The sequence below is a fragment of the Polyangium sp. y55x31 genome (assembly GCF_029946505.1).
In the GTDB taxonomy this organism is placed as follows: Bacteria; Myxococcota_A; Polyangia; order Polyangiales; family Polyangiaceae; genus Polyangium.
The window spans coordinates 13403-38385 of sequence record NZ_JARZHG010000062.1; the positions used below are offsets into that span (position 1 = coordinate 13403).

Annotated in this window: 16 protein-coding genes; 9 read left to right on the forward strand and 7 right to left on the reverse strand. The window is 69.9% G+C overall.

The genetic code is table 11. The annotated features are described in order from the left end of the window. Window positions 1–109 precede the first annotated feature (109 nt). Window positions 110–745 carry a thiamine biosynthesis protein gene (locus tag QHF84_RS48180; RefSeq protein ID WP_281320413.1) on the reverse strand — a complete coding sequence of 212 codons (636 nt, stop codon included), beginning with the start codon at window positions 743–745 and terminating at the stop codon, window positions 110–112. Window positions 746–805: 60 nt separating this feature from the next. Beyond that, complete coding sequence (locus tag QHF84_RS48185) at window positions 806–1444, reverse strand: hypothetical protein (protein ID WP_281320414.1); 639 nt, start codon at window positions 1442–1444, stop codon at window positions 806–808. 157 nt (window positions 1445–1601) lie between these two features. On the opposite strand from QHF84_RS48185, the gene QHF84_RS48190 reads away from it, so the two are divergent. Continuing rightward, window positions 1602–2381, forward strand: coding sequence for a cytochrome c (locus tag QHF84_RS48190; protein ID WP_281320415.1), 780 nt, complete (start codon window positions 1602–1604; stop codon window positions 2379–2381). A 1-nt stretch (window position 2382) separates the two neighbouring features. On the opposite strand, the gene QHF84_RS48195 is transcribed toward QHF84_RS48190, so the two are convergent. Then, window positions 2383–3384, reverse strand: a complete 1002-nt coding sequence (locus QHF84_RS48195; protein ID WP_281320416.1) for a fatty acid desaturase — start codon at window positions 3382–3384, stop codon at window positions 2383–2385. Between the two features lie 170 nt (window positions 3385–3554). Here QHF84_RS48195 and QHF84_RS48200 point away from each other — a divergent pair, with 170 nt between their 5' ends. Next, window positions 3555–4832 (forward strand): tetratricopeptide repeat protein, encoded by a 1278-nt coding sequence (locus QHF84_RS48200; RefSeq protein WP_281320417.1) that lies wholly within the window; start codon window positions 3555–3557, stop codon window positions 4830–4832. Window positions 4833–4888: 56 nt separating this feature from the next. Further along, complete coding sequence (locus tag QHF84_RS48205; RefSeq protein WP_281320418.1) at window positions 4889–8944, forward strand: serine/threonine-protein kinase; 4056 nt, start codon at window positions 4889–4891, stop codon at window positions 8942–8944. On the opposite strand, the gene QHF84_RS48210 is transcribed toward QHF84_RS48205, so the two are convergent. From QHF84_RS48210 to QHF84_RS48220, 3 genes are read right to left on the reverse strand one after another with little or no spacing between them, the layout of a single operon-like run. Next, on the reverse strand, window positions 8925–10898 hold the full coding sequence (locus tag QHF84_RS48210; protein ID WP_281320419.1) for a hypothetical protein: 1974 nt from the start codon (window positions 10896–10898) through the stop codon (window positions 8925–8927). The genes QHF84_RS48205 and QHF84_RS48210 overlap by 20 nt on opposite strands. 3 nt (window positions 10899–10901) lie before the next feature. Then, the gene (locus QHF84_RS48215) at window positions 10902–13571 is read right to left on the reverse strand and encodes a dynamin family protein (protein ID WP_281320420.1); all 2670 of its coding nucleotides are present in this window, start codon (window positions 13569–13571) and stop codon (window positions 10902–10904) included. Window positions 13572–13612: 41 nt separating this feature from the next. Continuing rightward, window positions 13613–14266 carry a hypothetical protein gene (locus QHF84_RS48220; protein WP_281320421.1) on the reverse strand — a complete coding sequence of 218 codons (654 nt, stop codon included), beginning with the start codon at window positions 14264–14266 and terminating at the stop codon, window positions 13613–13615. Window positions 14267–14373: 107 nt separating this feature from the next. Here QHF84_RS48220 and QHF84_RS48225 point away from each other — a divergent pair, with 107 nt between their 5' ends. The 3 genes from QHF84_RS48225 to QHF84_RS48235 all read left to right on the forward strand — a co-directional run bounded on the left by QHF84_RS48225 (window position 14374) and on the right by QHF84_RS48235 (window position 18585). Further along, window positions 14374–15495, forward strand: coding sequence for a hypothetical protein (locus QHF84_RS48225; protein ID WP_281320422.1), 1122 nt, complete (start codon window positions 14374–14376; stop codon window positions 15493–15495). Window positions 15496–15580: 85 nt separating this feature from the next. Then, window positions 15581–17761: a cation:proton antiporter gene (locus QHF84_RS48230; protein WP_281320423.1), complete on the forward strand. Its 2181-nt coding sequence runs from the start codon at window positions 15581–15583 to the stop codon at window positions 17759–17761. An 8-nt stretch (window positions 17762–17769) separates the two neighbouring features. Further along, entirely contained in the window at window positions 17770–18585 is an 816-nt protein-coding gene (locus tag QHF84_RS48235) for a PTS sugar transporter subunit IIA (protein ID WP_281320424.1), read from the forward strand. Between the two features lie 9 nt (window positions 18586–18594). Here the strand turns inward: QHF84_RS48235 and QHF84_RS48240 are convergent, their stop codons facing one another. Beyond that, window positions 18595–19368: a TerC family protein gene (locus tag QHF84_RS48240; RefSeq protein ID WP_281320425.1), complete on the reverse strand. Its 774-nt coding sequence runs from the start codon at window positions 19366–19368 to the stop codon at window positions 18595–18597. 616 nt (window positions 19369–19984) lie between these two features. Here QHF84_RS48240 and QHF84_RS48245 point away from each other — a divergent pair. From QHF84_RS48245 to QHF84_RS48255, 3 genes are all read left to right on the forward strand, one after another. Further along, window positions 19985–21247, forward strand: coding sequence for a sugar MFS transporter (locus QHF84_RS48245; protein WP_281320426.1), 1263 nt, complete (start codon window positions 19985–19987; stop codon window positions 21245–21247). A 79-nt stretch (window positions 21248–21326) separates the two neighbouring features. Then, window positions 21327–23147 carry a bifunctional metallophosphatase/5'-nucleotidase gene (locus QHF84_RS48250; RefSeq protein ID WP_281320427.1) on the forward strand — a complete coding sequence of 607 codons (1821 nt, stop codon included), beginning with the start codon at window positions 21327–21329 and terminating at the stop codon, window positions 23145–23147. Between the two features lie 115 nt (window positions 23148–23262). After that, window positions 23263–24840 carry a kelch repeat-containing protein gene (locus QHF84_RS48255; protein ID WP_281320428.1) on the forward strand — a complete coding sequence of 526 codons (1578 nt, stop codon included), beginning with the start codon at window positions 23263–23265 and terminating at the stop codon, window positions 24838–24840. Window positions 24841–24983 lie beyond the last annotated feature (143 nt).

The following is a 24983-nucleotide window of genomic DNA, read 5'->3' on the forward strand; positions in this document are numbered from 1 at the left end:
CGCACCGATATCGGGCCGGGAGCTGCCAGAATTGTGCTTGCCCGACGGAATGGAAAGCCCGGTCGGCGCGCCAAACCTTGGCGCTCCCGGTGTTCCAGGTTTTTCCAGGTCAGGGAGGATCGAGATCGCCGGGGATCTTCGTCGGGTCGACGAGCTTTTTTTCCGCGAGCGCCCGCGCCGCCGAGACCGCGAGCGCCCGATGGTCGCGCGGGAGCGCCGTGTTCGCCGCGATCGTGAGCACGGCCGCGGCCGCCTCCGCGGCGCCCTCCGGATCGAGCGGATCCCGCGCGCTCGCAGGCCGGCCCGCCACGCCGAGGAGCGCTTCGAGCGTGGGCCCACGCTCCTCGTCCGTGGCCGCGAGCGCCCGCTTGCCGAGCGCGCCGAGCGCGAGATCCGCGTCGTCCGCGAGCGGCAAAGCGAGGAGCGCCGTCTTCGTGATCGCTCCGCCGTCCCCGAGCGCCTCCACGAGCCCCGCAGCCCCGAGCGTGTCCGCGAGCGCCCCGAGCCCCGCCGGATCCTCATCCATCGCCCGCTGCCACCGCGGATCGTCGAGCCGCGGGCTCCTCCGCGGCGGCGCGTTCGCCGAAGCGATCGACCCCGACGCCGAAGCCGCCTCGTTCGGCCCCGACGAACCCCCCGCAGGCGAAGAGACCTCCGACGGCGCGGATCCGCGGCTACACGCGGCGAGCGTCGCCACGAAAAGCACGGTCCACGTTCTCCTCGGGCGCGCGTTCGAGTCCAGCATGGCCCCGGCGGCTTACCGCGCCTCGAAGGTCCTGCCAAGGGTCCCCGTCCGGGAGGTCGGTCAGTTACGCGCGCGCTTCGGCGAATACACTTCCCGATTGCGCGCGTCGGCGATGCCGAGGAGCGTATCGCCGTCGAATCGCGCGACGAACCCGACGGGCAGCACCAGCACGTCGAGCAGCCGCTCGCGGCCGAGCCGCACGAGGCCGCAGCTCATGAAGCCCGCGAGCTCCTCGGCCGGCGGTTTTCCCTTGGCGTCCGCGCGGCCCATGTACCAGCCGGCGTCCCCGCCCTTCGCGGGCCCCGTCCGGTGCAGAACCACCTCGCGCGCGCGCAGGGCCGCGCGATCTGCCAGGATCTTGTCGTCGAAGCGGCACCCCTCGGGCTTGACGCCGAGCATCTTCACGAGCCCCACCTGCCGCGCCACGACGCGCAACGACGCCGTCACGTCGGGCCGAAATTGCCGCGGATCCTCGTCGAAGTCGGGCTCGCACACGAGGAGCTGGCCCTCGCGCCGCTCGAGCCGGTAGGCGGCCCAGCCGAACACGACGACCGCGCCTTCGAGCCCCGGTTTTCGCCCGGCGAGCGGGCCGAACCCCCGCTCGATCATCGTGCGCGCTTCGAGCGCCTGCTCCGGCGCGCACCGGGCCACGACCGTCTCACCCCCGACTTGCGCCGTGACCTCGAGATGACGTCCCACCGATTGCCCTCCGCGCCCCTTCGGGCGGCGCGAGTCTGCTCCTCTCGCCCTCCGCTCCGCAAGCCCGACGAGGCCTCGATCGGCAGTCTTTCGCCGCTCGCGTCCGCTCGATCGTCCTGCCGAACCGCTCGCATGCGTGGCAAGGTGGGGCCGCCGAATGCTCTATCCGATCGTCCTCACGCTCCACTCCTGGCTCCGCTGGATCGTCCTCGGGCTCGGCGTCGCCGCCACGGTCGCGTCGGCCCGCGCGCGCGGGCGATCCGGCCCGTACGAGCGTTTCCACGACCGGCTCGGCCTCTTCTTCGTCGCGGCGCTCGACCTCCAGATCACGCTCGGCCTCGTGATGTACCTGTGGCTGAGCCCCATGACGCGCCTCGCGTTCCAGGATCCCGGCGGCGCGATGCGCTCCTCGCCGCTCCGGTTTTTCCTCGTGGAGCACGCGTTCTCGATGTTGCTCGCGCTCGCCTGCGCCCACATCGGCCGCGTGCGCGCGCGGCGAAGCGCAAACGACGTGGACAAACACAAGCGCGCGGCGTGGGGCGCGGGGCTCGCCGTCGTGTGTATTCTCGTGGGGATCCCCTGGCCGTTTTTGCCTTATGCCCGCCCGCTCGCGCGGCTCTCCGTGGAAGAAGCGCCGCGGCAGGAGCTCACCGGCGCGGCGCTCGAAGAGACCCGCAAGCTCTACGAGTCGCGATGTGGCCCTTGCCACGGCGCGAGCGGGCGCGGCGACGGCCCGGCCGCGGTGAACCTCGTCCCGCGGCCGCGTGATTTCGGCGATCCGGAATGGCAACACGCGACGAAGGACGAATCGATCGAGCGCATCATCCGCGAGGGCGGCCGCCCCGTGGGCAAGAGCATGATGATGCCGGCGAACCCGGATCTCGACGAGGCGACCGTCAAAGCCCTCCGCGCCTACGTGCGCCGCATGGCCCGCTAGATCAAGCCGGCTCTGCGACTTCCGCGGGAGGTGCGTCCTTCGGGAACGGCACCATCTTGCCGGCCTGCGGGTCCCAGAGCTTCAACGAGAAGCAATGCAGGATGTCGCGCGGCGACAGGCTCGTCTGCGGCTCGACCTGGAGCTCGGGGATCGCGGCCATCGCCTCGCGCAGCCGGTAGAACGGGATCGCCGCGTTCAGGTGGTGCACGTGGTGATAGCCGATGTCGCCCGTGAAATAACTCATGATGGGCCCGCAGCGCATGAAGCTCGACGACTCCACGGCCGCGCGCGCGAACGTCCAGGTTTGCCGCGGCTGCATGTGCACGCCCGGGAAGTTGTGCTGCGCATAAAAGAGATACGAGCCGAGCGCGCAGGCGAGGAAGAGCGGGCCCACGAGGACGAGCAGCGTCATCTCCCAGCCGAAGAAATACGTGATCGTCGCGACGAGCGCGGCATGCAGCACGAGCGCCGCCGCCGAATCCCAGTTTTCCTTGGGGTTACGAAGGAACGACGAGATGCACATCCCGCCGAGGAAGATCGTCACGTACCCGAAGAGGATCGTCAGCGGGTGGCGGGCGACCGCATACGCGATGCGCTTGCCGCGCGGCGCCCGCTTCCACATCTCCACCGTCATCACCGGATACGAGCCGATCTGCGCGCCCACGATCTTCGCCGTGTGCGCGTGGTGGTAGTTGTGCGTCTGTCGCCAGACCCGCGGCGGCGTGAGCACGAGCGCGCCGTAGAGGCCGAAGATCACGCTGCCCACCTTGGACTTGCGCAGGAGCGCGCCGTGCTGGAAGTCGTGCGCGAGAATGAACGCGCGCACGATCACGAGGCCCTCGATCACGCTGCCGAGGATCCGGAGCGGTTTGTACGGCGCGGCCGCGGCCACGGCCGTCGCGAGCGCGAGGACCGCGAAGGTCGAGGCGACGTGGTAGACGCTGCGGGCCCGATCCTCGGAGGCGAAGGGCCGCGTGACGGCGACGAGCTCGTTTCCCTGCATGGTCCGCGAAGATGGCCGGTGAATCCGGGCGAAGAAGAAGCTTTGGTGCGCGTGCTCTTATCCAACCTCGCGCGCCGTGGCAAGGTCCGCAAGGGCTTCTTGGCTGCGCAAAAAGCTACGCGCCGAGCCTCTTGGATCCCGGGCGCCTCTCGACTAGCCCCGACGCCGCCATGCGCTCTGTCCTCCTCGCCCTCTCCGCCGCGGCGCTCCTCGGCTGCGCGACGCAACCCGCCCCGAATCCGAGCGATCCGGCCGCCCTCGCCGCCGCGACGCCCCAGACGCTCCGCGCGCGTTGCATCGAGGGCCACGGGCCGAGCTGCACCGAGCTCGGCATCCGCATCGAGCGAGGAATGCGGAGCGGCCGCGAGACGGCCGCCTCGTTCTACGAAAAAGGCTGCGACTACGGCGACGCGGACGGCTGCAACGACCTCGGCTGGCTGCTCCACAATGGCAAAGGCGTGCCCGTCGACCTGCGGCGCGCCGGGCACCTCTATGCCCGCGGATGCCAGCTCGGCAGCGCCCGGGCCTGCACGAACCTCGGCAACCTCTACGAGGACGGGCTCGGCGTGCCCAAGGACGTCTTCGAGGCGCGCGCGCTCTACACCCGCGCGTGCAAGCTCGGCTTCGGCGTCGGCTGCCGCAACGAGGGCCTGCTCCTCGAAAACGGCCACGGGGGCCAGAACCCCGAGGATCTCGGGGGCGCGCGCGTGGCCTACGAGCGCGGCTGCGGCCTCGGCGACGCCGGCGCGTGCCTGAACCTCGGCAACCTCGTCCGCGAGGGGCGCGGCGGCCCCGTCGACTTCGCCCGCGCGCGCGAGCTCTTCACGCAGGCCTGCCGTGACGGCGATCTGCTCGGCTGCAACAACCTCGGATTCCTCTACGACAAGGGGCTCGGGGTCGAGGCGGACATGTGCAAGGCCGTCGCCGAGTACAAACGCGCCTGCGCGGGCGGCGAGCCGCTCGGGTGCACGAACCTCGGCAACGCCTACGAGGAAGGCGCCTGCTTGCCCAAGGACGCGCGCCGCGGCCTCGCCCTGCACACCCGCGCCTGCGATCAAAAAGAGCCCCTCGGCTGCAACAACCTCGCCTACTTCCTGGAGCGTGGCGTGGAGGTCCCGCGCGACTTCGACCGGGCGCTCGAGCTCTACCACTTCGCCTGCAACAAGAAGCAGCCTCTCGCCTGCCACAACCTCGCCCGCATCCACCATGACGGCGAGCTCCTCCCGCGGAACCTCGACCTCGCCGCGAACTACCACCGGATCGCCTGCGAGAGAGCCCATGGCGAGTCCTGCGCGGCCCTCGCCCGGATGCACCACGAGGGCCTCGGCCGCCTCCCACCGAACCCGGACGAGGAGCGCAGGCTGCGCGAGCGTGCCTGCCAGCAAGGGTACGCCAAGGCTTGCGAGAAGGCCGGGACCACGCCTCCGGAAAATCCTTCTTCTCGGTGAACCAGCCCGCGTCCCTCTTGCGTTCCTCCCCCACCGCTGGTGCATCCTCGTGAGCAGTGCGCAAATCAGGTGACGTCATCGGCGGTCGTTTCGTGCTGGATGGGCGGCCCATCATCGGAGGGATGGGCGTCGTCTGGCCCTCCTACGACAAGGACACGCGCGCGCGCGTCGCCATCAAGTTCGTCGCGGAGCCGCGGGACGGATCCACGCCGAAAGAGAGCATGATCCGCAGGTTTCGCCGCGAGATCGAGATCCTCGCCCGGCACCTGCGCAACCATCCGCACATCGTCCGCTACGTCGACCACGGGATGCTCGACAACGAGCCCTGGCTCGCCACGGAGTGGCTCGACGGCCGCGGCCTCGACGACGTGCTGAAAAACGGCCCGCTGCGCATCGACGACACGATCAAGCTCGGCCTGCGCGTGGCCCAGGCCCTCGGCGCGGCGCACGCGGCGGACGTCGTGCACCGCGACATCAAGCCCTCGAACCTCCACCTCGTGGGCTCCGACGTCGAGCGGGTGAAGGTGCTGGATTTCGGCATCGCCCTGCTCGCGGGCGGCCACATGACGTCGACGGGCGTGGTCCTCGGGACGGTCGGGTACATGGCGCCCGAGCAGATCGACTACGGCGGCAACGTGAGCGCGGCCGCGGACATGTTTTGCCTCGGCGCCGTGCTCTTCGAATGCCTCACGGGCCGCAGGGCCTTCGAGGGCGGCCCGCAACACGTCGTGCTCGCGAAGATCTTGATGGCCGAGGTGCCGCGCGTCGCCGAGATCCGCCCCGAGGTGCCCTACGCGCTCTCGGAGCTCGTGGCCCGCATGCTCTCGAAGGATCCTTCGCAGCGGCCGCAGAACGGGTTCGCCGTCGCGAACATGCTGGAGGGCTTGGCCAAAAAAGCCTCGACGCGGCCGCCGCTGCCGGACAGGCGCTCGAACCCGGTCATCACGACCTACCCGCCCGCCTCGCCGAACGACCCCTGGGCGCGCAAGCTCACGCCGATCCCGCCGCCGCCGGCCGTCCCCGGGAGCGAGCGGATGAGCCCGCAGGAAAAGCAGCTCCTCTTCGTGGTCGCGGCGAAGCCCGTCCCCGACGTCGACGATCTGCTCTCCGACAAACCCCCGCGCGGCATCCCGCCCGAGGTCGTCGCGGCGATCCGCGCCGAGGTCGATCCGAAGAAAAACGAGCAGTTCCACGAGCTGCCGGGCGTGGCGCTGCTCATCAAGATCCAGGGCCGGGGCAACCCCACCGAGATCGCGGGGCGAGCGGCCCAGCTCGCGCTCCAGATCACGGGGCTCGCGAAGGGCTCGCGCGTGGCGATCTTCGCGGCGTACGCCGAAGCGAACGACAAGGCGCCCGTCGGCAAGATGCTCGACGGCGTCTTCCACCTGCTCGACATGCCGACGCTCGACGGTGGCCAAGGGCCGAGGCCCGTTCGCATCAACGACGTCGCGTGCGCCTTCCTCAACCCGCGCTTCGAGGTGGCGAGTTACCTCGGCGAGTTCTGGCTGCGCGGCGAGCGCGAAGCCACGCGCGCCGTGCACACGATCATCGGCAAGCCGAGCCCCTACATCGGGCGCGACGAGGAGCTCGGCACCGTCCGCAAGTACGTCGAGCAGGCGCTCCAGGGCAAAAAGCCGAAGGCCGTGCTCGTGCTCGGCGAGCCGGGCGCCGGCAAGTCGCGCCTGCGCTTCGAGCTCGTCGAGCGCCTCGCCGTCGAGAAGCCGAACCTCAGCGTCGTCCTCGGCCGCGGCGATCCGCTGCGCGCAGGCTCTTCCTTCGCCGTCGTCGGCTCCGCGCTGCGCAGCGCCGCCGGGATCTCCGCGGGTGAGCCCGGCGACGTGAGCGAGGAAAAACTCCGCTCGCTCGTCGGGACCTTCCTCGCCGGCTCGGACAAACGGCGCGTGGCGGAGTTTTTGGGTGAGGTGATCGGCTTGCATTTCCCCGACGAGGGACGCACCGAGCTCCGCGCCGCGCGCAGCGACGCGGCCCTGATGGCCGATCACATCAAGGAAGCGTTTTTCGATTTCATCCGCGCGCTCACGGAAAAAACCCCGTTCCTGCTCGTGCTCGAAGAGCTCGAGTGGAGCGACGCCGCGTCGCTGAAGCTCGTGGACGGCGCGCTCGACGCGCTCCGGGATCGACGGTTCGCCGTGCTCGCGCTGGCGCGGCCCGACGTGCGCGAGCGGCTGCCGGGCTTGTGGGAGGGCCGCGAGGTGCAGGACGTGCGGCTCCACCCGCTCGACAAGGACGACGCCGAGCGGATCGTCCGGAGCGCGCTCGGGCCGCAGACGCCACGCGCCGTGGTCCATCGCATCGTCGAGCTCGGAGCGGGCAACGCGTTTTACCTGGAAGAGCTCATCCGCGCGGTGAACGAGGGCCGCGGCGGCGACCTGCCCGAGACGGTGCGCGGGATGGTGGACGCGCGCATCGATTCGAAGTCGCTCGACGACGAGGCGCGGCGGGTGCTGCGCGCCGCGAGCATCTTCGGCGAGGCGGCGTGGGAGGGGGCCCTGCGCCCGATCGTCTACGGTCACGGCGAGCCCACGGATTCGCTCGGCAAGACGCTCGACCGGCTCTGCGACTGCGAGCTCCTCACGCGGCGAAAGAAGCAGAGCCGCTTCGCGGGCGAGACCGAGTACGCCTTCCGCCACCCGCTCCTGCGGGAGGCGGCCTACGGGCGGCTCACGGACGACGATCGCCAGCTCGGCCACCGCCGCGCCGCCGAGTGGTTGCTCTCGGCCGGCGAGAACGATCCGAGCGTGCTCGCGCTCCACTTCGAACGCGCCGGTGATCGTCCCCGCGCGGTCGAGTTTTACGTACGCGGGGCCGAGCAGGCGCTCTCCGGCGGCGCCCTCGAAGCGGCCATCGAGCTCACGAAGCGGGGCCTCGACCTCGGCGCCGACGGCGAGGCCGCGGCCGAGCTCTGGGCCATCGCCACGGACGCGCAGACCTGGCGATCGAGCCACGCCCGCGCGTACGAGGCCGCGCGATGCGCCTTCCTCTTCGCGACGCCGGGCAGCCGTCACCACGCTCGCGCCCTCGGCGGCGCCATCCGCTCCGCGCTCGCCCAGGGCGACGCGCGGGGAGCGGCCGAGCTCTTCCAAAAACTCCTCCACGAGCGCCCTTCACCCGACGCGGTCCTCGCGCTCTCGTGGGCCTTCAGCGCCACGATCGACTCGCTGCTCGATCACGAGCCGGCTGCAGCCCTGCCCTACCTCGAGCGCATGCGGCAGGTCACGGCCGCCGCCGCCGAGCGCGAGCCCGTCGTCGCCGCATGGATGCTTCACACGCACGCCCACTGGGCGCGCGCGGTCGAGCAGGACCCTTGGGCCGCGCTCGGCCTCGATCGCGAGAGCGTCCTGCGCTTCAAGACGATCGGCGATCGTCGCTACCTGCCTCATGCGCGCGTCCACGTCGGCCTCGATCTCCTGCTCCTCGGCGCGCACGAGTCCGCGGACAAAGCGCTCCGGGAAGGCCTCGATCAGGAGCCCGAGGGCAGCCTGACCTCCATCGTGGGCAGCACGTTCGAAGCGCTCGGCAACCTGGAGCGCGGCGCCTTCATCCCGGCGCGCCAGATGGCCGAGGACGTGGTCGCCCTCGCCGAGTCACGAGGCGAACGGCTCGCGGCGCGGCGCGCGCGCCTGCTCGCGGCGCGCGCGAGCATCGCGCTCGGCGAGTTCGACAAGGCCGATCGGACGCTCGGCGCGCTCCGCCTCGCCTCCGCGCCTCCGGGCGCGCTCTACGGCGTGCGCGCGGCGTACTTCCTCGCCTCGAAGGAGCCCGACAAGACGCTCACCCTCCTCGATCGCGCGCTCGCCCTGCGCCCGACCCGCGGCGCGCATCCGGCCCCGGCGCCGCCCGAGCTCACGCTCCTCCGCGTCGAAGCGCTCCTCCAGCTCGGCGCGCACCAGGAAGCCCGCGCCGCGCTCGCCGCGGCCCGGGCCGACATCTACAAGCGCGCGGCGACCATCCTCGACGACGAGCTACGCAAGTCGTTCCTCGAACGACGCGCCGCGAATGCCCGCTTGCTCGGGCTCTGCGAGGAGTGGCTCGGGGGCGACGATCCGGGCACCGGCCCGGGCCATCGCCTGATCATCCGCCCCACGCCGTGACGCACGCGGCCTCGGCCACGTCGCAGAACTCGCGCTGGATCTGCCCGAGCGTCGCGTCCTGCGCGAGCAGCTCCGGATCGAGCTCCTTGTAGAGCTTGTCCACCACGGGCGCCGCCGCGTCCGCCGCTTCGAGCACACGCGTCGTCACCTCGGCCTTCGGCTCCGTCGCGGCGACGAGCAGATCCCGCGCCGGGTCCACGAACACCGGCCCCACGTGCGCGATCGACTTCTCCAGCGTCGAGAGCACCTCGCCCACGTGCCGCTCCACGCCGGCCCGCCGCTCGCGCGCGAGCTGCCGGAGCGCCTCCTCGCGGCCTTGCGTCGCGGCCGTCTCCGCGCTCTGCACCATCGTGGCCACGTGCTGACGCTCCACGCCGATCTGCTTCATGCGATTGAGCACGCGCACGGCCTCGTCCTTCTGCCGCCGCATCTCGGCCTTGAGCGCCTCCATCCGCTCGGCCACGCCGAGCTTCGCCTGCTGCAGCGATCCGAGCGCCTTGCGCGCGTCGTCGGCCGACACCGCCCGCGACGGCCTCGCCGCCCCGAGCTTCGTCCCGATCTCCCGGATCGTGAGCTCCAGCGTCGCGGCCTTGCTCTGCGCCTCCACGATCTGCCGTTCGAGCAGCGCTTGCTTCTGCTGCTCCGTCTGCACCTCGACCGACACGCTCGAGTGATCGATCTGGAACTGCTGCAGCGTCGCGAGCCGCTGCCCATAGACCGCCTGCTGCTGGGCCTTCTGCTCCTCCAGCGCGGCGACCTTCGCGCGCCACTCGTCCTTGCCGAAGAGGACGGGCTCGTCCTTGCGTGTCTCCACGAGCTCGGCTTCGAGCGCCCCGAGCTCGGCGTGCCTTCGCCGGAGCTCGTCTTCGAGCAGCTTGATCGCCGCCTCGATCTGCCGCTGCCTCGACAGCACCGCGCCCGCGCTCTCGACCCGCGACGCCCGCTGCGCCGCGAGCCCTTCGAGCTCGAGCCGCGTCGCCTCCGCCTGCTCCGCAGCCACGGCGAGATCCAGGATCGCGTGCGCCGTCGTGATCTCCTGCGCGATCTCGGCGTCCTTCATCTGCGCCGCGGCCATCTCTCCTTCGAGCCGCGCCGCGGCCGTGGACACGGCGTCGCGCGCGCGGCCGAGCTGGATCTCTTCCTCGGCGAGGGACGCGACGCTCGCGCGCGCCTGCGTGAGCTCCACCGATCCGGCCGGCGGCACCGTGACGAGCTCCGGCGGCAGCTCCTTCGTGATCGGCAGCGTATCGGGCCACGACGCCGTGGGCTCGGCGTTCACGAACGCGTAGAGGTTCTGGATCGCCTTGCGCAGGAAGGGCAGGCACGTCTGGTAGACGTGATCGAGCTTCGCCGCGTACTTGCGGTACTCCTCGGCCGCGGTCTCGGCGTTCGAGAGATCCGGGAACGGCACCGCGCGCACGGCGTCGATCGTCTGCTTCGCGCGCGTCACCACGGTCTCGGCGAGCGGACCGAACGCGGCCATCTTCTCGGCCCGCTCGGCGGCGGCGCGCGCCTCCTCTTCAGCGCGCAGACGCGCGGCCGCGGTGCGCGCCGCGTTCGGAAGCTCCCGCAGATCGGACAGCCTGCGCCGATGCCCGAGGATCTCGTTTCGCGCGGACGCGACGAGCCGCTGCACGCGCGCGAGGTTCAGGTTGTCCTCGCCCTGGAAGCCGAACCTCCCGGCGACCTCGTAGATATCGTTCAGATCCGAAAGATCTTTCTCGTCGACCGGCCGCCACAACGCGGCAAGCGCTTGCTCTGACGGCTCGGGCTCTTCCAGCGCGGCGAGGAGCGGCGCGTAGGCGACGGGCACGAGCGGCTCGGCGAGCGGCGTGAGCGCGTCCTTCGCCACGAAGTGCAGGCGCGTGAGGTTTTGCCAGGCGGCCACGAGCTGGTTCACGACCGTCTGGTAGAAGCGCACGTAACTCGACAAACGCGCGAGATCGTAGGCCACGGATCACGCTCCTGCCGTCGCGGCGCGCGCCGCGGCGGGCTTCTGCGGTTCGGACTTCGCGACGGGCGGGCTCCCGCCGAAGAGCTCTTCGAGCGCCTCGATGTCGGCGCGCGCCCGCTCCTTCTCCGCCTCGATCGCGGCGAACTTGTGCGGCCAGATCCGCGCGCACTCGCTGCGCACCCAGCGCCTTAGCGACTGCTCCCCTTCCCGATCGAGCCACGAGTCGTGCACCGTGCGCACCGCCTCCTCGTGGTACTTCTGCAGGCCACGCGGGTGCTTCGCCAGCGCTTCGAGGAAGTCGCAGATCCGCTCCACGTCCACGCGCACACGCGCGAGCATCTTCGACCAGTCGCGCGTGCTGCCCGCCTGCGCCTGGGCCTGCGCCTGCGCCGCGCCGGGGTTCGTCTGCGGGGGCTTCGTGCTCCCGGCCGGTGCCGCGCCGGCTTGCGGGGCCGGCTGCCGCTGCACGGGCATCGCAGCGCCCACCGTGGGAAAACCGCCGATCGCCGGCGCCTGCGCGGGCGCGGGCGCCGCGGCCCCTGCCGCGTTTCCGTCGGGTTCACCAAACCCGAGCTTCGCCTTCACCGACCCGATCACGCCGCTCGCGGTCGTGGCCGCGCCCGTCGCCGTCGCCTGCGCCTTGTCGGCGATCCCCATCCCGAAGAACTGCTCGAGCCCGCGCATCTCGCGCTCGCGGATCTCGCGATCGTACGGATCCGTCGCGTCGAGGATGTCCACGATCTGCCGCGCGAAGTACCGCGACAGCACCTCGAACGCGACGTCGGCCTTGGCCATCTCCTGGTTCTGGTAGCGGACCACGCTCTCCGAGACGTGCCCCGACCTCCCCAGCGCGTCGATCCGCTCGATGAGCGTCTTGCCCGGCGCGAGGAGCACCTCGAGCCGCCCGCCCTCGTAGGTCGCCTCGATGAACATCTCGTGCAGCATCCGCTCCACGCTCTCGCGGGCCGTGTTGCGGAAATCCTCGCCGAGCCCCGCGATCCGCGACGCCACGCGCTCGCGCATCTGCTTGCGCATCTCGATCTCGACGGCCGTCTCGTTCATGAGGCCCGGGCTCGGCATCTGCCGCCGCTTCGCCTCCGCCTCCTCGGGCGTGAGCCGCGCCAGGAGATCGCTGCGGATCTGATCGATCCGCACGTCCGCGCGTGCGGCCCGCGCCGAGCGCTGCGTGTCGCTCATCTCGAAGTCCATGAAGGCCGACATGCGCTTGCGGATCTCGGGCAAGAGCCCCGTCGGATCCTCGCCCGACTGGATGTGCTCGTAGTGCAGATCGAAGACCTGCTCGGCGCGCCGATCGAACTCGCGATCGCTGAGCCCGTCCTTCACGGTCACGAGCACGCCGCGCAGCAGCGCCTCGACCTCGCCGAACTCGGAGTTGATCGCCTGCGTCACCTTGCGATCGAGCGCCTCGACGTCGGTCGAGAGGTAACGCTCGACCGCGTCCTTCAGCTTGTCGAGCCCGTTCACGGGCGTCGTCGTGCCGAAGAAGTCCATGAGCTGCCGCGCCACCGGGTGCTGCGTGTCGACGCCCTGATGCACCCACACCTTCGAGTACGGGAAGATCCGGTCGACGCCCTGCTCGCGGAAGTTGCGCGCGGCGAGCGACCAGTGCCAGTTGCCGTTCTCGTCGGCGTGATCGAAGAGGTCCACCTTCGTCAGCACCACGAAGATCCGGTCCTTCAGCGAGATGCTGCGATCGGCCGTCTGCGCCATGCGGAGCAGCTCGACCTCGTTCCGCACGAGTGAAGGCCGCGTGATGTCCTTGACGAAGATCGTGACGTCGACGTCGTTCGCGAGCGCCTCCTCGGTGTCGCGCCGCGCCTTGTCCGAGGGCGCGTCGATGCCGGGCAGATCCATCAGCTCGACGCCGGGCATCGCGCCCTCGACGGGGATCGTGACCGTGACGAGCTTCACGGCCCGCACGCCCGGGTAGGGCCTGTTGCCGTTTTTCGTGTCCTTCAGCGCGATGTACGGCCGGATCTGCTCGGCGAGCGCGTCGAGGGTCGACGCCGTGATCTTCTCGGGCGGCCGACCGAGCCGCGCCTTGATCTCCGACAGACCCGCGCTGATCTCCACGAGCTCGGCGAGCGCCGTCTGCTCGCGCCGCCCGGCGCGATCCGGATCGTCGACGTCGTAGCCTTCACGTGTCTTGAAGCTCGCCTTGAGGCGCAGGATCTCGGCCTGGTTCAGGCCCTGCCAGCGCTCGACGCTGCCGGGTTCGAGCGCGTCGAAGTAGCTCTGGATGCGCGCCTTGAAGTCGGCCTCGTTGTAGTACGTGACGGTCGCGGCGAACTGCCCGGCCTCGCCCGGCTCGATGACCGTGGTGCTCCAGGTGCAGCGCTCGGCCTCGCTCGGCAGGAGTTTTTCGCTCTTGAGCCACGCCGAGAGGAACGCGCTCTTGCCCTGCTTCTCCAGGCCGACGACGCCGATCTTCACGACGCCCTTGGCGAGCCGCTTCTCCCGATCGAGCGCGCGTCCGCGCAGGTCTTCGAGCTTGCTGCGGATCTGACGGAGCTGCCGGGCGTTGTCGCTCTCGGGCTGGAAGTAACTCGCGAAGCGGTCGCAGAGTTGCCGATAACGCAGGACTTTGTCGGCGATCCGGCGCAGCTCGCGAGCGTTCTCCTTGCGGCCTTCAGGGCTCCACATGGCCGACATGGCAAGCCATGCGAGCCATGGGTGTCAACAGGGAAGCGGCTCTACGGCAGCCGCTCGGCGCGGGCCACGTCGAAGAGCGGGAGGGAACCCTCGATCAGGCATTGTGTGTTCGGCTCGCAGACGACGGTCCTCGGCTGCCCGTAAAGCCGCACCCGATCCCCCGCGCGTCCGCCGTTCGGGGCGAGCGACCAGTCGAGATCCTCCTTCGTGATCAGGTGCCCGGCGAGTGAAAAAAGGCCCTTCGAGCGGGCCAGCGTGCCTTCGATCTTCACCGCGGGCTTCTCGATCGCGGCGGCGTCGATGCGCGTGGCCTCGGTGTATGGCCCGGAGCGCATCTGCAGCACGAGCCCATCCGGGCTTTTCGCGGGTGACGCCCCGTGCTCGTGGAGCTCGCCCTCGATCCGCACCACGGCGCCGAGGAACCAATCCGCGGTGTTCGGATCCTTCCCGGGCGCGTCGGCGAGCGCCTTTTGCAGGAGATCGCCGTCGACGACGACGTTCCCCACCATGTAGCCGCCTTTCGTGGGTCGGACCATCCCGCTCGCCACGGCGCGCTTGGGCGTGGCCTCGACCGTCGCGGCTGCGCCCGGAGCCTCGGACGGCGCCGGCGCGACGGCGGGCGCCTGGTCGGGCACCTCGGGGGGCGTCGATGTGCACGCCGCGGCGAAGAAGACTCCCACGGCAAGCCCAGGCACCAGGCACGAATAGAAGGAACCTCGCTGGCCCATGGAACGAGCGTAAGCGCATCCGAGGATGCAGGACAATCCAGCGTGCGCGAGCACATGTTACCGTGCCGCTCGCCATGCCTCGCGCCCCGGGCTTCCCGCTCCTCGTCCTCCTCGCGGCTTGCGCCTCCCCGCCCCCGCCCGCGGCGCCCCTGCCGCCGGTCGTCGCCCTACCGCCCGTCGCCGCCGCCCCGCCTCCCGACCCCGCGCCCCCGGCGCCACCCCCCGAAAAACCCCTGCCTCCGCCCGTCGCGCTCGATGCCGCGGTCGCGTGCACCTTCGAGGCGGCGCGCTGGAGCGGCGCTGCGAACGTCACGGACCTCGCCTTGCTCCCCGACGCCGCCCCCTTCGTCCGCATCCGGGGCGGCGCGGCTCGGCTCTCGATTCCCGTTGGTCCCGTGGGCGATACCCTCCTCCGTATCCGCGACGAAGGTTTTACCGTGGAGGGCCACACCCCCGCCTCGGCCTCGGTCCTCCGCGCGAACGTACCCATCGTCATGAATGGGTTTGCCATTCCGACGATCTTCGCCCACCTCGGCTGGTCGAAGGCCGAGGACGCATCCATCACCGTCACGCACCCCGATTCCGAGGAGCTCGAAGTCCTCGACCCGCCCCTGCGCGCCACGCGGCCGTGCGGCGACGTCGGGCTCGAAATCGGATCCTTCGCGGCGGAGGAGGCCGTCCCCGGCGGGGGGGAAGCAAAACGGAAGGACGTCAAAATCATCTTGCCCGGTAGCCGCGTGCCCATTTCGCTCGAACCCAAGGGCAAACCCGTCGCCCGCCTCGCGCTCTCGACGGCGACCCACGTGAGCGTATTCGAATCCCGCGGCGACATGTCGCGCATCTCGCTCCCGGTGGACACACTCTACGTGTTTGGCTGGGTGAAAACGTCGGACCTGAAGCCGAGCCGATCCCTCACCGGATACGGCTCCGGCGGCGGCGGCGGCGGCATGCGGCATCCTCCGTTCGTCGTGAAGGAACGATTGCGCTGCGAGCACGACGTGCCGCTCGTCGCGGAGCTTGAAGGCGAGCGGAGGACGGTCGGTTCGATCGGGAAAAACACCACCCTCGAGATCCTGGACCGCGCCGAGGACGAGGCGCGCGTGCGCGTCTGGACCAAGGTCATTCACATGGTCGAGAGCGCGAGCTTCCTCGTACGGACCGTCGACATTTCCGGCTGCTCCCGCATCGGCGGTTGAGCACGAAAGCGGCCGAGCGGAGGTGGTCACGGCTCTTCCCGCCCGCCTGCGCTAAGTGATAACTTATCACTCAGGAGGCCGAGCCATGCATGCGATCACGCACAACCCGCTGACCCTGCTCATCTTGCAGATGACGGTCGTCGTGGCCCTGTCACGGCTGCTCGGCGCGCTGCTCCGGCGGATCGGCCAGCCCATGGTCATCGCCGAGATCACCGCGGGCATCCTCCTCGGCCCCTCCCTCCTCGGGTGGCTCTCGCCGGGCGTCATGGATGCGGTCTTCCCGAAGACCTCGATGCCCGTTCTCGGCATGGTGGCGCAGGTCGGGCTCGTGCTCTTCATGTTCCTCATCGGGCTCGAGCTCGACCCGAAGCTCCTCAAGAACCGCGGCCACGCCTCGGTCGTCATCAGCCACACGAGCATCGTCGTCCCCTTCGCGCTCGGCGCCCTCGCCTCCTCGTGGCTCCGGAGCCGCCTCTCCGAGCCCGACGTGCCGTTCAGCTCCTTCGCCCTCTTCATGGGCGTCGCCATGAGCATCACGGCCTTCCCGGTCCTCGCGCGTATCCTCGCCGAGCGCCGCCTGCTCCGCAGCAAGGTCGGCGCCCTCGCCATCACCTGCGCCGCCGTCGACGACGTCACGGCCTGGTGCCTGCTCGCCTTCGTCGTCTCCACGGTCCGCGCCACGGGCCTCGACGGCGCCGTGCGCACGACCGTGCTCGCCCTCGGCTACATCGCCGTGATGCTCCTCGTCGTGCGGCCCTTCCTCGCGCGGCTCGGGGCGCGTGTCGGATCGCGGCAGCCCGTCAACCAGAACGTCGTCGCGATCTCGCTCCTGCTCTTGCTCGTCTCCAGCATGGTCACCGAGGCCATCGGGATCCATGCGCTCTTCGGCGCCTTCGTCCTCGGCGCCGCGATCCCCAAGGACGGCGGCCTCGCCGAGGCGCTCGCGCACAAGCTCGAAGACGTCGTCGTCGTGCTGCTCCTGCCCCTGTTCTTCGCGTACAGCGGCCTCCGCACGCAGGTCGGCCTCCTGTCGAGCCCGCAGCACTGGGGCATCTGCGCCCTGCTCATCCTGCTCGCCTGCCTCGGCAAGTTCGGCGGCAGCGCCATCGCCGCGCGGTTCACCGGCCTCGGCTGGCGCGAGTCGAGCGCGATCGGGATCCTCATGAACACCCGCGGGCTCATGGAGCTTGTGGTCCTCAACCTGGGCCTCGATCTCGGCGTCATCTCGCCGACGCTCTTCACGATGATGGTGCTGATGGCGCTCTTCACCACCTTCATCACGACGCCCCTCCTCCAGCACATCTACCCGTTCGAGCTCTTCGCCAAGGAGGTCGCCGACACGCCCGAGGCGACGCCCGTGCCCGCGACCCAGACGCCGCCCTTCACCGTCGTCATGTGCGTCGCCGACGATCGCACGGGCCCCGGCATGGTCACGCTCGGCCACGCGCTCGGCGGCCCCGAGGCGGCCGAGCGGCTTTACGCGCTGCACCTCATCAATCCCGACGATCGCGCCTCGTTCGTCCTGCGCCAGGAGCGCGGTGACACCACGGGCGACGGCGAGCCGCTCGCGCCGCTGCTCGCGCGCGCCGCGTCCCTCTCGGTCCCCGTAAAACCCCTGAGCTTCGTCTCCGGCGAGCCCGCGGTCGACATCTGCCGCGTCGCCGAGGCCAAACACGCCGATCTCCTCCTGCTCGGCTGGCGCAAGCCGCTCATCGGCAAGGCCGCGCTCTCGGGCACGGTCTACGAGGTCATGAAACGCGCGCCGGCCGACGTCGCCGTGCTCGTCGATCGAGGCCTGACGCGGATCCGCCGCGTCCTCGTGCCCTTCCTCGGCAGCGCGCACGATCGCGCGGCGTTGCGCCTCGCCCAGCGGGTCACGCACATCGCCGGGGCCGACGTGACGGTCCTGCACGTGGTCGCCAAGGGACGCGACGGCGGCAAACCGCTCGGCGCGAAGGCGCGCATGGAAGAGGTCTTCCGCGAGCCCGGGGCCTCGGGCCAGGTCACGTTCGAGGTCGTCGAGCACGACGTCCCCTCCGAGGCGGCGCTCGCCGAGGCGGCGCGTGGTTATGACCTCGTCATCGTGGGCGCGGGGGCCGAATGGGGCCTCTCGGAGCGCCTGTTCGGCCTGCAAGCCGAGCGCATGATCCACGCCTGTCCCATCTCGCTGCTCGTGGTCCGCCAGCACGGCGAGGCTCGCGTCGCGGCCACGCGCGCCTCGCTCGCCGCGATCGTCCCGGCCGCGGGGGAACAGGCCTCCTCCTGAAGTACGCCATGCACCTCGGCGCGACGATCCGCCTCTTGCGCCTCGACGCGGGGCTTTCCCTGCGGGACCTCGCGCAACGCATTGGCGTCTCCAGCGCCTACTTGAGCCGCGTCGAGCATGGCCACGACGCCGTCCCGACGCCGGATCGGCTGGAGGCCATTGCGCGGGAAATCGGCGTACCTCCACGGCTCCTCGTGGGCGCCGCGCACAAGGTGGGTTGTGCCATCGAGGGATACATCGAGGAGGTCCCGAGCGCGGGCATGCTCTTCCTCGACATCGCGCGCCGAAGGCTCGGGCCTGCGGAGATCGCGCGGATCCGCGCTTTCGTGGACCGCGAGTTTCCGGCGCCCGAGCGTCGCGAGGAGCGCCCGTCGCTCGCGCGCCTGCTCGCGCCGGAGCGCGTGATTCTGAAGCTCACGTGCCCCGGACTGGAGGACGCGATCGAAATCGCGGCGAGCCGATTTCCGCGCCTCCGCGGGGGGCCGACCGTGCGGCGGATGGTGACGGAGATCTTGGCGCGGGAGCAGACGGCGTCGACGGCGCTCGGGGGCGGGGTGATGCTCCCGCATGGCGTGTTTCCCTCGGCGGGTTCGTCGGCGGCGCTCGTGACGCTGGCGCGGCCGTTCGTCTTGCCCGAGGCGCCGGATGGCTTGCCGATTCGGCTGCTCTTGATCTTGCAGCTCGGAGAGCCGGGCCGCGCGGCGCTTTCGATGCTCGCGCACGTGGCGCGGCTTTCGAGTGATGGATTGGCCGATCGATTGGCCGCGGCGAACAGCCCTGCCGAAGTGATTCGAGAGGTCGAGGAAATCGAAGACGCGGGCTGAGCCGGGCGATCAGGCCACGTCGGGCCCCGCCGTCCGCGTCGCCTCCGGCGTGTTCTTTCGCCGCTTCTTGCGGAACCGCATGTTGAGCAGCTCCACCCCGAGGGCGAAGGCCATGGCGAAGTAGATGTACCCCTTCGGGATCTTCTGCCCCATCCCCTCGGCCACGAGCATCACGCCGATGAGCAGCAGGAACGCGAGCGCGAGCAGCTTCACCGACGGATGCGCGAGGACGAATCCCGAGATCCCCTTCGCGAACAGCAGCATCACGCCCACGGAGACCATCACCGCGGTCACCATCACCCACATCTGCTCGGGCGGGATCATGCCTACGGCCGTGATCACCGAGTCGAGCGAGAACACCACGTCGAGCGCCAGGATCTGCGCGATCACGAGCCCCACGCTCGTCGCCTTGGACCCGCCCCCGTGCTCCTCTTCCTCGTCCTTCTCGACCTTCGCGTAGATCTCGTTCGTCGACTTGCCCATCAGGAACAGGCCTCCGACGAGCAGGATCAGGCTCTTGCCCGAGATCGCGGCGCCCACGAGGGGCAACGTGAAGAGCGGCTTCGTGAGGCCCATCAGGAAGCTGATCGTGAAGAGCAGGCCGATCCGCATCACGAGCGCGAGCAGGAGCCCCATCCGCCCCACGCGGTCTCTCTTGTCCGCCGGCAGGCGCGCCGTGAGGATCGAGATGAACACCACGTTGTCGATGCCGAGCACGATCTCCATCGCGCAAAGCGAGATCAGCGCGACCCACGTCTCCGGATCCTGGATCCCTGAAAGCATCCTCTCACACAGCCCTTTCGTAGCTCATGACCGGCACGGCGAACTCGTTGCGGGACCAACTATCGCACAAGCCGGTCATTCCCCTCTAGGGCCTGCGTCCTCCCCTGGAAAGCTCCCGCTCCTACGTTTGCTTCGACACGCCCGGGGGCGAAAGCGGCAGCACGCGCGCGGGACACGACGCTCGCGGGGGCGCCGAGCGTCAACCCCTCCTGCCTATCGTGGCGAGCGCCCCCTGACGCGCGTCAATACCCGCTGCCCATTGTGGCGAGCGCCCCCTGACGAGCGTCAACCCCCGCTCCCCATCGTGATCAGCACCCCCTGACGAGCGTCAACCCCCGCTCCCCATCGTGATCAGCGCCCCCTGACGAGCGTCAACACCCGCTGACCAACCTGATCAGACCCATTCGACGTCCATCAACCCCCTCTGCGCATCGTGATCAGCGCCCCCTGACGAGCGTCAACACCCGCTGTCCAACTTGTTCGGCGCCCCTGACGCATATCCACCCCTTCCGGACATCGTCGCGGGCGGAAAACCTCGGCGGCTGAGCTCCTCCGCGCCTCTCCGCGGCTGCAAGGCTCATGGCGCGCCTACGCCGGTCGTGAGAAGACAAGGGGCATGGAGGCATCGACCCCTCGGGCGGCGGCGGTCGCGGACGCCCCTTCCAAGACGTACGTCGGCGCGCTCGGCGTCGTGACCACGATCTTCTTCATGTGGGGCTTCATGACCTGCATGAACGACATCCTCATCCCGCACCTGAAGAACGTGTTCCGCCTCGGTTATGCCGAGGGCGCCCTCGTGCAATTTTCATTTTTCTCGGCGTATTTCCTGATGTCGCTGCCCGCCGGCAAGCTCGTCGCGCGGATCGGCTACAAACGAGGCCTCCCGCTTGGCCTCGCGACCGCCGGCGCCGGCGCGCTCCTCTTTTATCCGGCCGCGAGCCTGCCCTCGTATCCCTTTTTCCTCGCCGCGCTCTTCGTCCTCGCCACCGGAATCACGATCCTCCAGGTCACCGCGAATCCGTACGTCACCGTGCTCGGCCCGCCGGCCACCGCGTCGAGCCGCCTCAACCTGACGCAGGCCTTCAACTCGCTCGGCACCACCGTGGCGCCCTATTTCGGCGGTCATTTCATTCTCGGCGCCGTGAAGCACGCCGAAGATCCCCTCGCCGAGGCGCACGCCGTCCGCCTGCCCTACCTCGGCCTCGCCGCCATGCTCTTCGTGCTCGCCGGCACGCTCGCGATCCTCAAGCTCCCGACGATCACGTCCGTCGAAGGCGAAGAAGCCAAACGAGGCTCCTTCCTCGACGCGCTCGCGTATCCGCAATTGCGACGCGCCGCCGTCGGCATCTTCGTGTACGTCGGCGCCGAGGTCTCGATTGGCAGCTTCCTCGTCAATTTCTTCGCGCAGCCGTCGATCGCGGCCCTCACCGAGGTGCAGGCCGCGAAATACGTATCCCTGTATTGGGGCGGCGCGATGGTGGGCCGCTTCATCGGCTCGGCGGTCTTGCGCAAGTACGATCCAGGGCGGGTGCTCGGGGCGAGCGCGATCGTCGCGGCGCTGCTCGTGACGGCGACCCTCTTGCTGAACGGGCCCGTGGCGATGGGGACCATCCTCGCGGTCGGCCTCTTCAATTCGATCATGTTCCCGACCATCTTCGCGCTGGGCATCGAGGGCCTCGGCAAGCTCACGAGCCAGGGGTCGAGCATCCTCGTGATGTCGATCGTCGGCGGCGCGCTCATCCCCGTGATCTTCGGCTGGCTCGCCGACCGCATCGGCGTCCACCACGCCTTCCTGCTGCCCGCGCTCTGCTACCTCTACATCGTCCACTTCGGCTTTCGTGGATCACGCCGCGCGGCCGCTCCCTTGCTTCGCCATTGACAAGACCCCCCTCCCCGTTGCTCGTTTCCATGCGATGCATCGCATACGTTCCGTTCGCGGATGGGTTTCTTCGGGACTTTTGGGCCTGATCGTCGTCGCCGGCTGTGGCGGCACGGAGACGCGGCCTTCTGACACCACCTCGTCCAGCTCCGGCGGCATGGCCGGCGCGGGCGGCATGGGCGGCGCCGGCGGCATGGCCGGCGCGGGGGGCATGGGCGGCTCCGGCGGCATGGGCGGTTCCGGCGGCATGGGCGGCTCGGGCGGCATGGGCGGCTCCGGCGGCGCCGTCGAGCCTCCGGTCCAGGTGCAGATCCTCGGCTTCAACGATTTCCACGGCGCGCTCGAACCCCCGCCGGGCAGCGCGGGCCAGATCACCCTCCCCGACGACACCACCGTCGAGGCCGGCGGCGCCGCCTATTTCGCGAAGCACGTCGCCTCTCTGCGCGCCGAAACCCCGAATACCGTCGTGGCCTCGGCCGGCGACCTCATCGGCGGCACCCCGCTCCTCTCCGCCCTCTTCCACGACGAGCCGACCATTGGCGCGATGAACCTGCTCGGGCTCGACCTGAATGCCGTCGGCAACCACGAGCTCGACGAGGGCAAAAACGAGCTTTTGCGCATGCAAAACGGCGGCTGCCACCCGAAGGACGGCTGCCAGGGCAGCCCGGATTTCCCCGGCGCGAGCTTCGCGTTCCTCGCGGCGAACATCGTCGACGAGACGACCGGAAAGACCCTGTTCCCGCCGTACAGCATTCGCACGTTCGAGGACGCCAAGGTGGCGTTCGTCGGGATGACGTTGAAAGCGACGCCGACGATCGTCGATCCCAGCGGCATCCAGGATCTCTCCTTCCTCGACGAGGTCGAGACCATCAATGCCCTCGTGCCCGAACTGCAGGCGCAAGGGATCGAGTCGATCGTGGTGCTCCTCCACGAAGGCGGTTATCCCACGGGCCATTTCGACGAATGCCCCGGCATCTCGGGGCCGATCGTGCAGATCGCGACGAACATGTCCGACGCCGTCGACGTCATCCTCAGCGGACACACGCACGAGGCGTACAACTGCATGATCGGGAGCAAGCTCGTCACGAGCGCGGCTTCCAATGGTCGCCTGCTCACGGACATCGATCTCGAGATCAGCCGCCTCACCGGGGACGTGATCAGCAAAAAGGCGAAAAACGTGGTCGTCACGCGCGACGCGGCGGACACGCAGGTCGAGGCCTACGTGAATGGTTATGCCGCGCAGGTGGCGCCGCTCGCGGACAAGCAGGTCGGCACCATCACGGCGACGCTCAATCGGGGGCAGCCGCCGCTCGGCGCGAGCGTGTTCACGCTCGGCGTGGTGGTGGCCGATTCGATGCTCGCCGCGACGAAGGATCCGGCGCAGGGCGGAGCCCAGATCGCCCTCATGAACGCGGGCGGCGTGCGGGCGAACCTGTCGTTCATGGCGGCCGCGGGCGAGGCGATGAACGGGATCGTCACGTACAAGGAGCTCTTCTCGGTCCTCCCGTTCAGCAATTCGATCGTGGTCATGAGCTTGACGGGCGCGCAGATCAAGGCCCTGCTGGAGCAACAATTCGGGACCGATCGAAATGGCACCCCGTTCATCTACCTCCTGCAGCCGTCGAGCAATTTCCGTTATTCGTACAGCGCGAGCGCGGCGGTCGGGGCGAAGGTCGACGTCGCGTCCATCAAGATCGACGGCGCGCCGCTCGATCTGGGCACGACGTATCGGGTCGCGGTGAACAGCTACAACGCGGCCGGCGGAGACGGCTTTTCCGTGCTGGCGATGGGCACCGATCGTATCGGCGGGGCGATCGACCTCGACGCGCTCCAGGCGTATTTCGTCGCGAAGTCGCCTGTCTCTCCGCCGGCCGTGGATCTCGTGCAGGCCTTGCCCTGACGCGCCCGCCGAGCGTCCGGCCGCGCGGATCCTGCACGTCCGTTGTGCCGGCGCCTCGAATTTCGTACACCTATACCTCAACCATTCGGCCTGCTTCTCTTGAAGGAGACTGCTCATGCACCGAACTCGCGCGTGGACCGTTGTCGTACTCGCTTCCCTGCCCTTCTTCGCGTTCTTGCCCGAGGGCGACGCCGCGCCCAAGGGGCCGGCGGTGTCGTCGGCCATGTGGCAGCCCATTTCGCCCATGTCCACGCCGCGACGCGGGCACGAGGCGCACTTCGTCCCCGGCGTGGGGCTCGTCATCGCCGGGGGGTACGCGCAGGTCGGCATCGAGGACACGGCTTACCAGACCGCCGAGCGCCTCGATCTCGCGACCGGCACGTGGTCGGCCCTGAGCGCGCCGCCGATCGGGTTCGACGGCGCGGCCAGCGGCGCGCTGCCCGATGGCCGCATCTTCATCCTCAACGCGTTCGGCGGCCTCACCTACGATCCGACGACGGACACCTGGACGGACGAGCCCGCGCTCGTGGAGAACTACGAATACAACGGCGTACTCGGCGTGCTCCCGGACGGAAACGTCATCGTCGCGGGCTCCCAGGACGGCGAGGACGTCACGAACAAGTCGCTCCGTTACGACCCCGTCACGCAGACCGTGGTGAGCAGCCCGAAGCTGAAGCAATTTCGATCTTCGCACACGGGGACGATGCTGCCGGACGGCCGGTTCCTCGTGACGGGCGGCTGGACGTGGGGCTCGAATGACGATGGGGGCGAGATCCACGTGACGCTCACGGTCGCGGAGACGTTCGATCCGGCGACGAACACGTGGACGCTCGTCGCGCCGATGGCGACGAGCCGAAAGGGGCACGCGGCGGCGCCGTTGCCCTCGGGCAAGGTGCTGGTCGCGGGCGGCGTGGAGGAAAATACGGGGTATCTCACCTCGGCGGAGCTCTACGATCCGCTGATGGATACGTGGACCACGGTCGCCTCGATGAGCGTGCCGCGATGGCACCACGAGATGACGACGCTGCCGAGCGGACGCGTGATGGTGTCGGGCGGGAGGATCTCCGGCGGCGAGACGGCGAGCGTGGAGGTCTACGATCCGGACCTGGATACGTGGATCTCGCTGCCGGACATGGCGTCGCCGCGGTCGGGCCATACGGCGACGTACGTGCCCGGGCACGGCGTGGTCATCGCGGGCGGCACGCCGGGCAATGGCAGCCTGAGCAGCGTGGAGCTCTATCCGCTGGGGAATGCCGCGACGGGGACTGCTTGCGTGATCGGCGACGAATGCACGAGCGGGGTTTGCGAGAGCGGACAATGCGTAGAGCCGGGGAGCGGCTCGGGTGGCGCGGGCGGTGAAGGCGGCGCTGGCGGTGAAGGTGGCGCCGGCGGTGAAGGTGGCGCCGGCGGTGAAGGTGGCACCGGCGGTGAAGGTGGCGCCGGCGGTGAAGGCGGTGAAGGTGGCGCCGGCGGCGAAGGCGGCGCGGGCGGTCATGGCGGCGCGGGTGGCGCCGGCGGCGCGGGCGGCTCGGGTGGCCAGGGTGGCTCGTCGAATGGCGCTGGAGCTGGCGGTGGCGGCTCGGGCGGCGGCGACGGGTGCAATGTCGGCGGCGTGGGCTCGAAGGGGCCGGGTTCGGCCGGGCTCTTTGCGGCGCTCGCGCTTGGGTTCCTCGCGATGCGAAGGCGCCGCTAGCACCTCTGTACAAACGTCCGTAATGATTCTCGGCCCCGGAGAAACCGCGCATCGCGCGGTTTCTCCGCCTTCGGTCCAGGCCGTGCCTGGTCCGGGGTGAAGGGGGCGGACAGCCCCCTTCTGGGGTGTGGGGCGACGCCCCA

What these genes read in the sequence shown, in the direction of transcription:
- QHF84_RS48180 (WP_281320413.1), bottom strand. Translation starts at nt 745, where the DNA reads ATGCTGGACTCGAACGCGCGCCCGAGGAGAACGTGGACCGTGCTTTTC.
- QHF84_RS48190 (WP_281320415.1), top strand. Translation starts at nt 1,602, where the DNA reads ATGCTCTATCCGATCGTCCTCACGCTCCACTCCTGGCTCCGCTGGATC.
- QHF84_RS48195 (WP_281320416.1), bottom strand. Translation starts at nt 3,384, where the DNA reads ATGCAGGGAAACGAGCTCGTCGCCGTCACGCGGCCCTTCGCCTCCGAG.
- QHF84_RS48200 (WP_281320417.1), top strand. Translation starts at nt 3,555, where the DNA reads ATGCGCTCTGTCCTCCTCGCCCTCTCCGCCGCGGCGCTCCTCGGCTGC.
- QHF84_RS48215 (WP_281320420.1), bottom strand. Translation starts at nt 13,571, where the DNA reads ATGTCGGCCATGTGGAGCCCTGAAGGCCGCAAGGAGAACGCTCGCGAG.
- QHF84_RS48225 (WP_281320422.1), top strand. Translation starts at nt 14,374, where the DNA reads ATGCCTCGCGCCCCGGGCTTCCCGCTCCTCGTCCTCCTCGCGGCTTGC.
- QHF84_RS48230 (WP_281320423.1), top strand. Translation starts at nt 15,581, where the DNA reads ATGCATGCGATCACGCACAACCCGCTGACCCTGCTCATCTTGCAGATG.
- QHF84_RS48235 (WP_281320424.1), top strand. Translation starts at nt 17,770, where the DNA reads ATGCACCTCGGCGCGACGATCCGCCTCTTGCGCCTCGACGCGGGGCTT.
- QHF84_RS48240 (WP_281320425.1), bottom strand. Translation starts at nt 19,368, where the DNA reads ATGCTTTCAGGGATCCAGGATCCGGAGACGTGGGTCGCGCTGATCTCG.
- QHF84_RS48245 (WP_281320426.1), top strand. Translation starts at nt 19,985, where the DNA reads ATGGAGGCATCGACCCCTCGGGCGGCGGCGGTCGCGGACGCCCCTTCC.
- QHF84_RS48255 (WP_281320428.1), top strand. Translation starts at nt 23,263, where the DNA reads ATGCACCGAACTCGCGCGTGGACCGTTGTCGTACTCGCTTCCCTGCCC.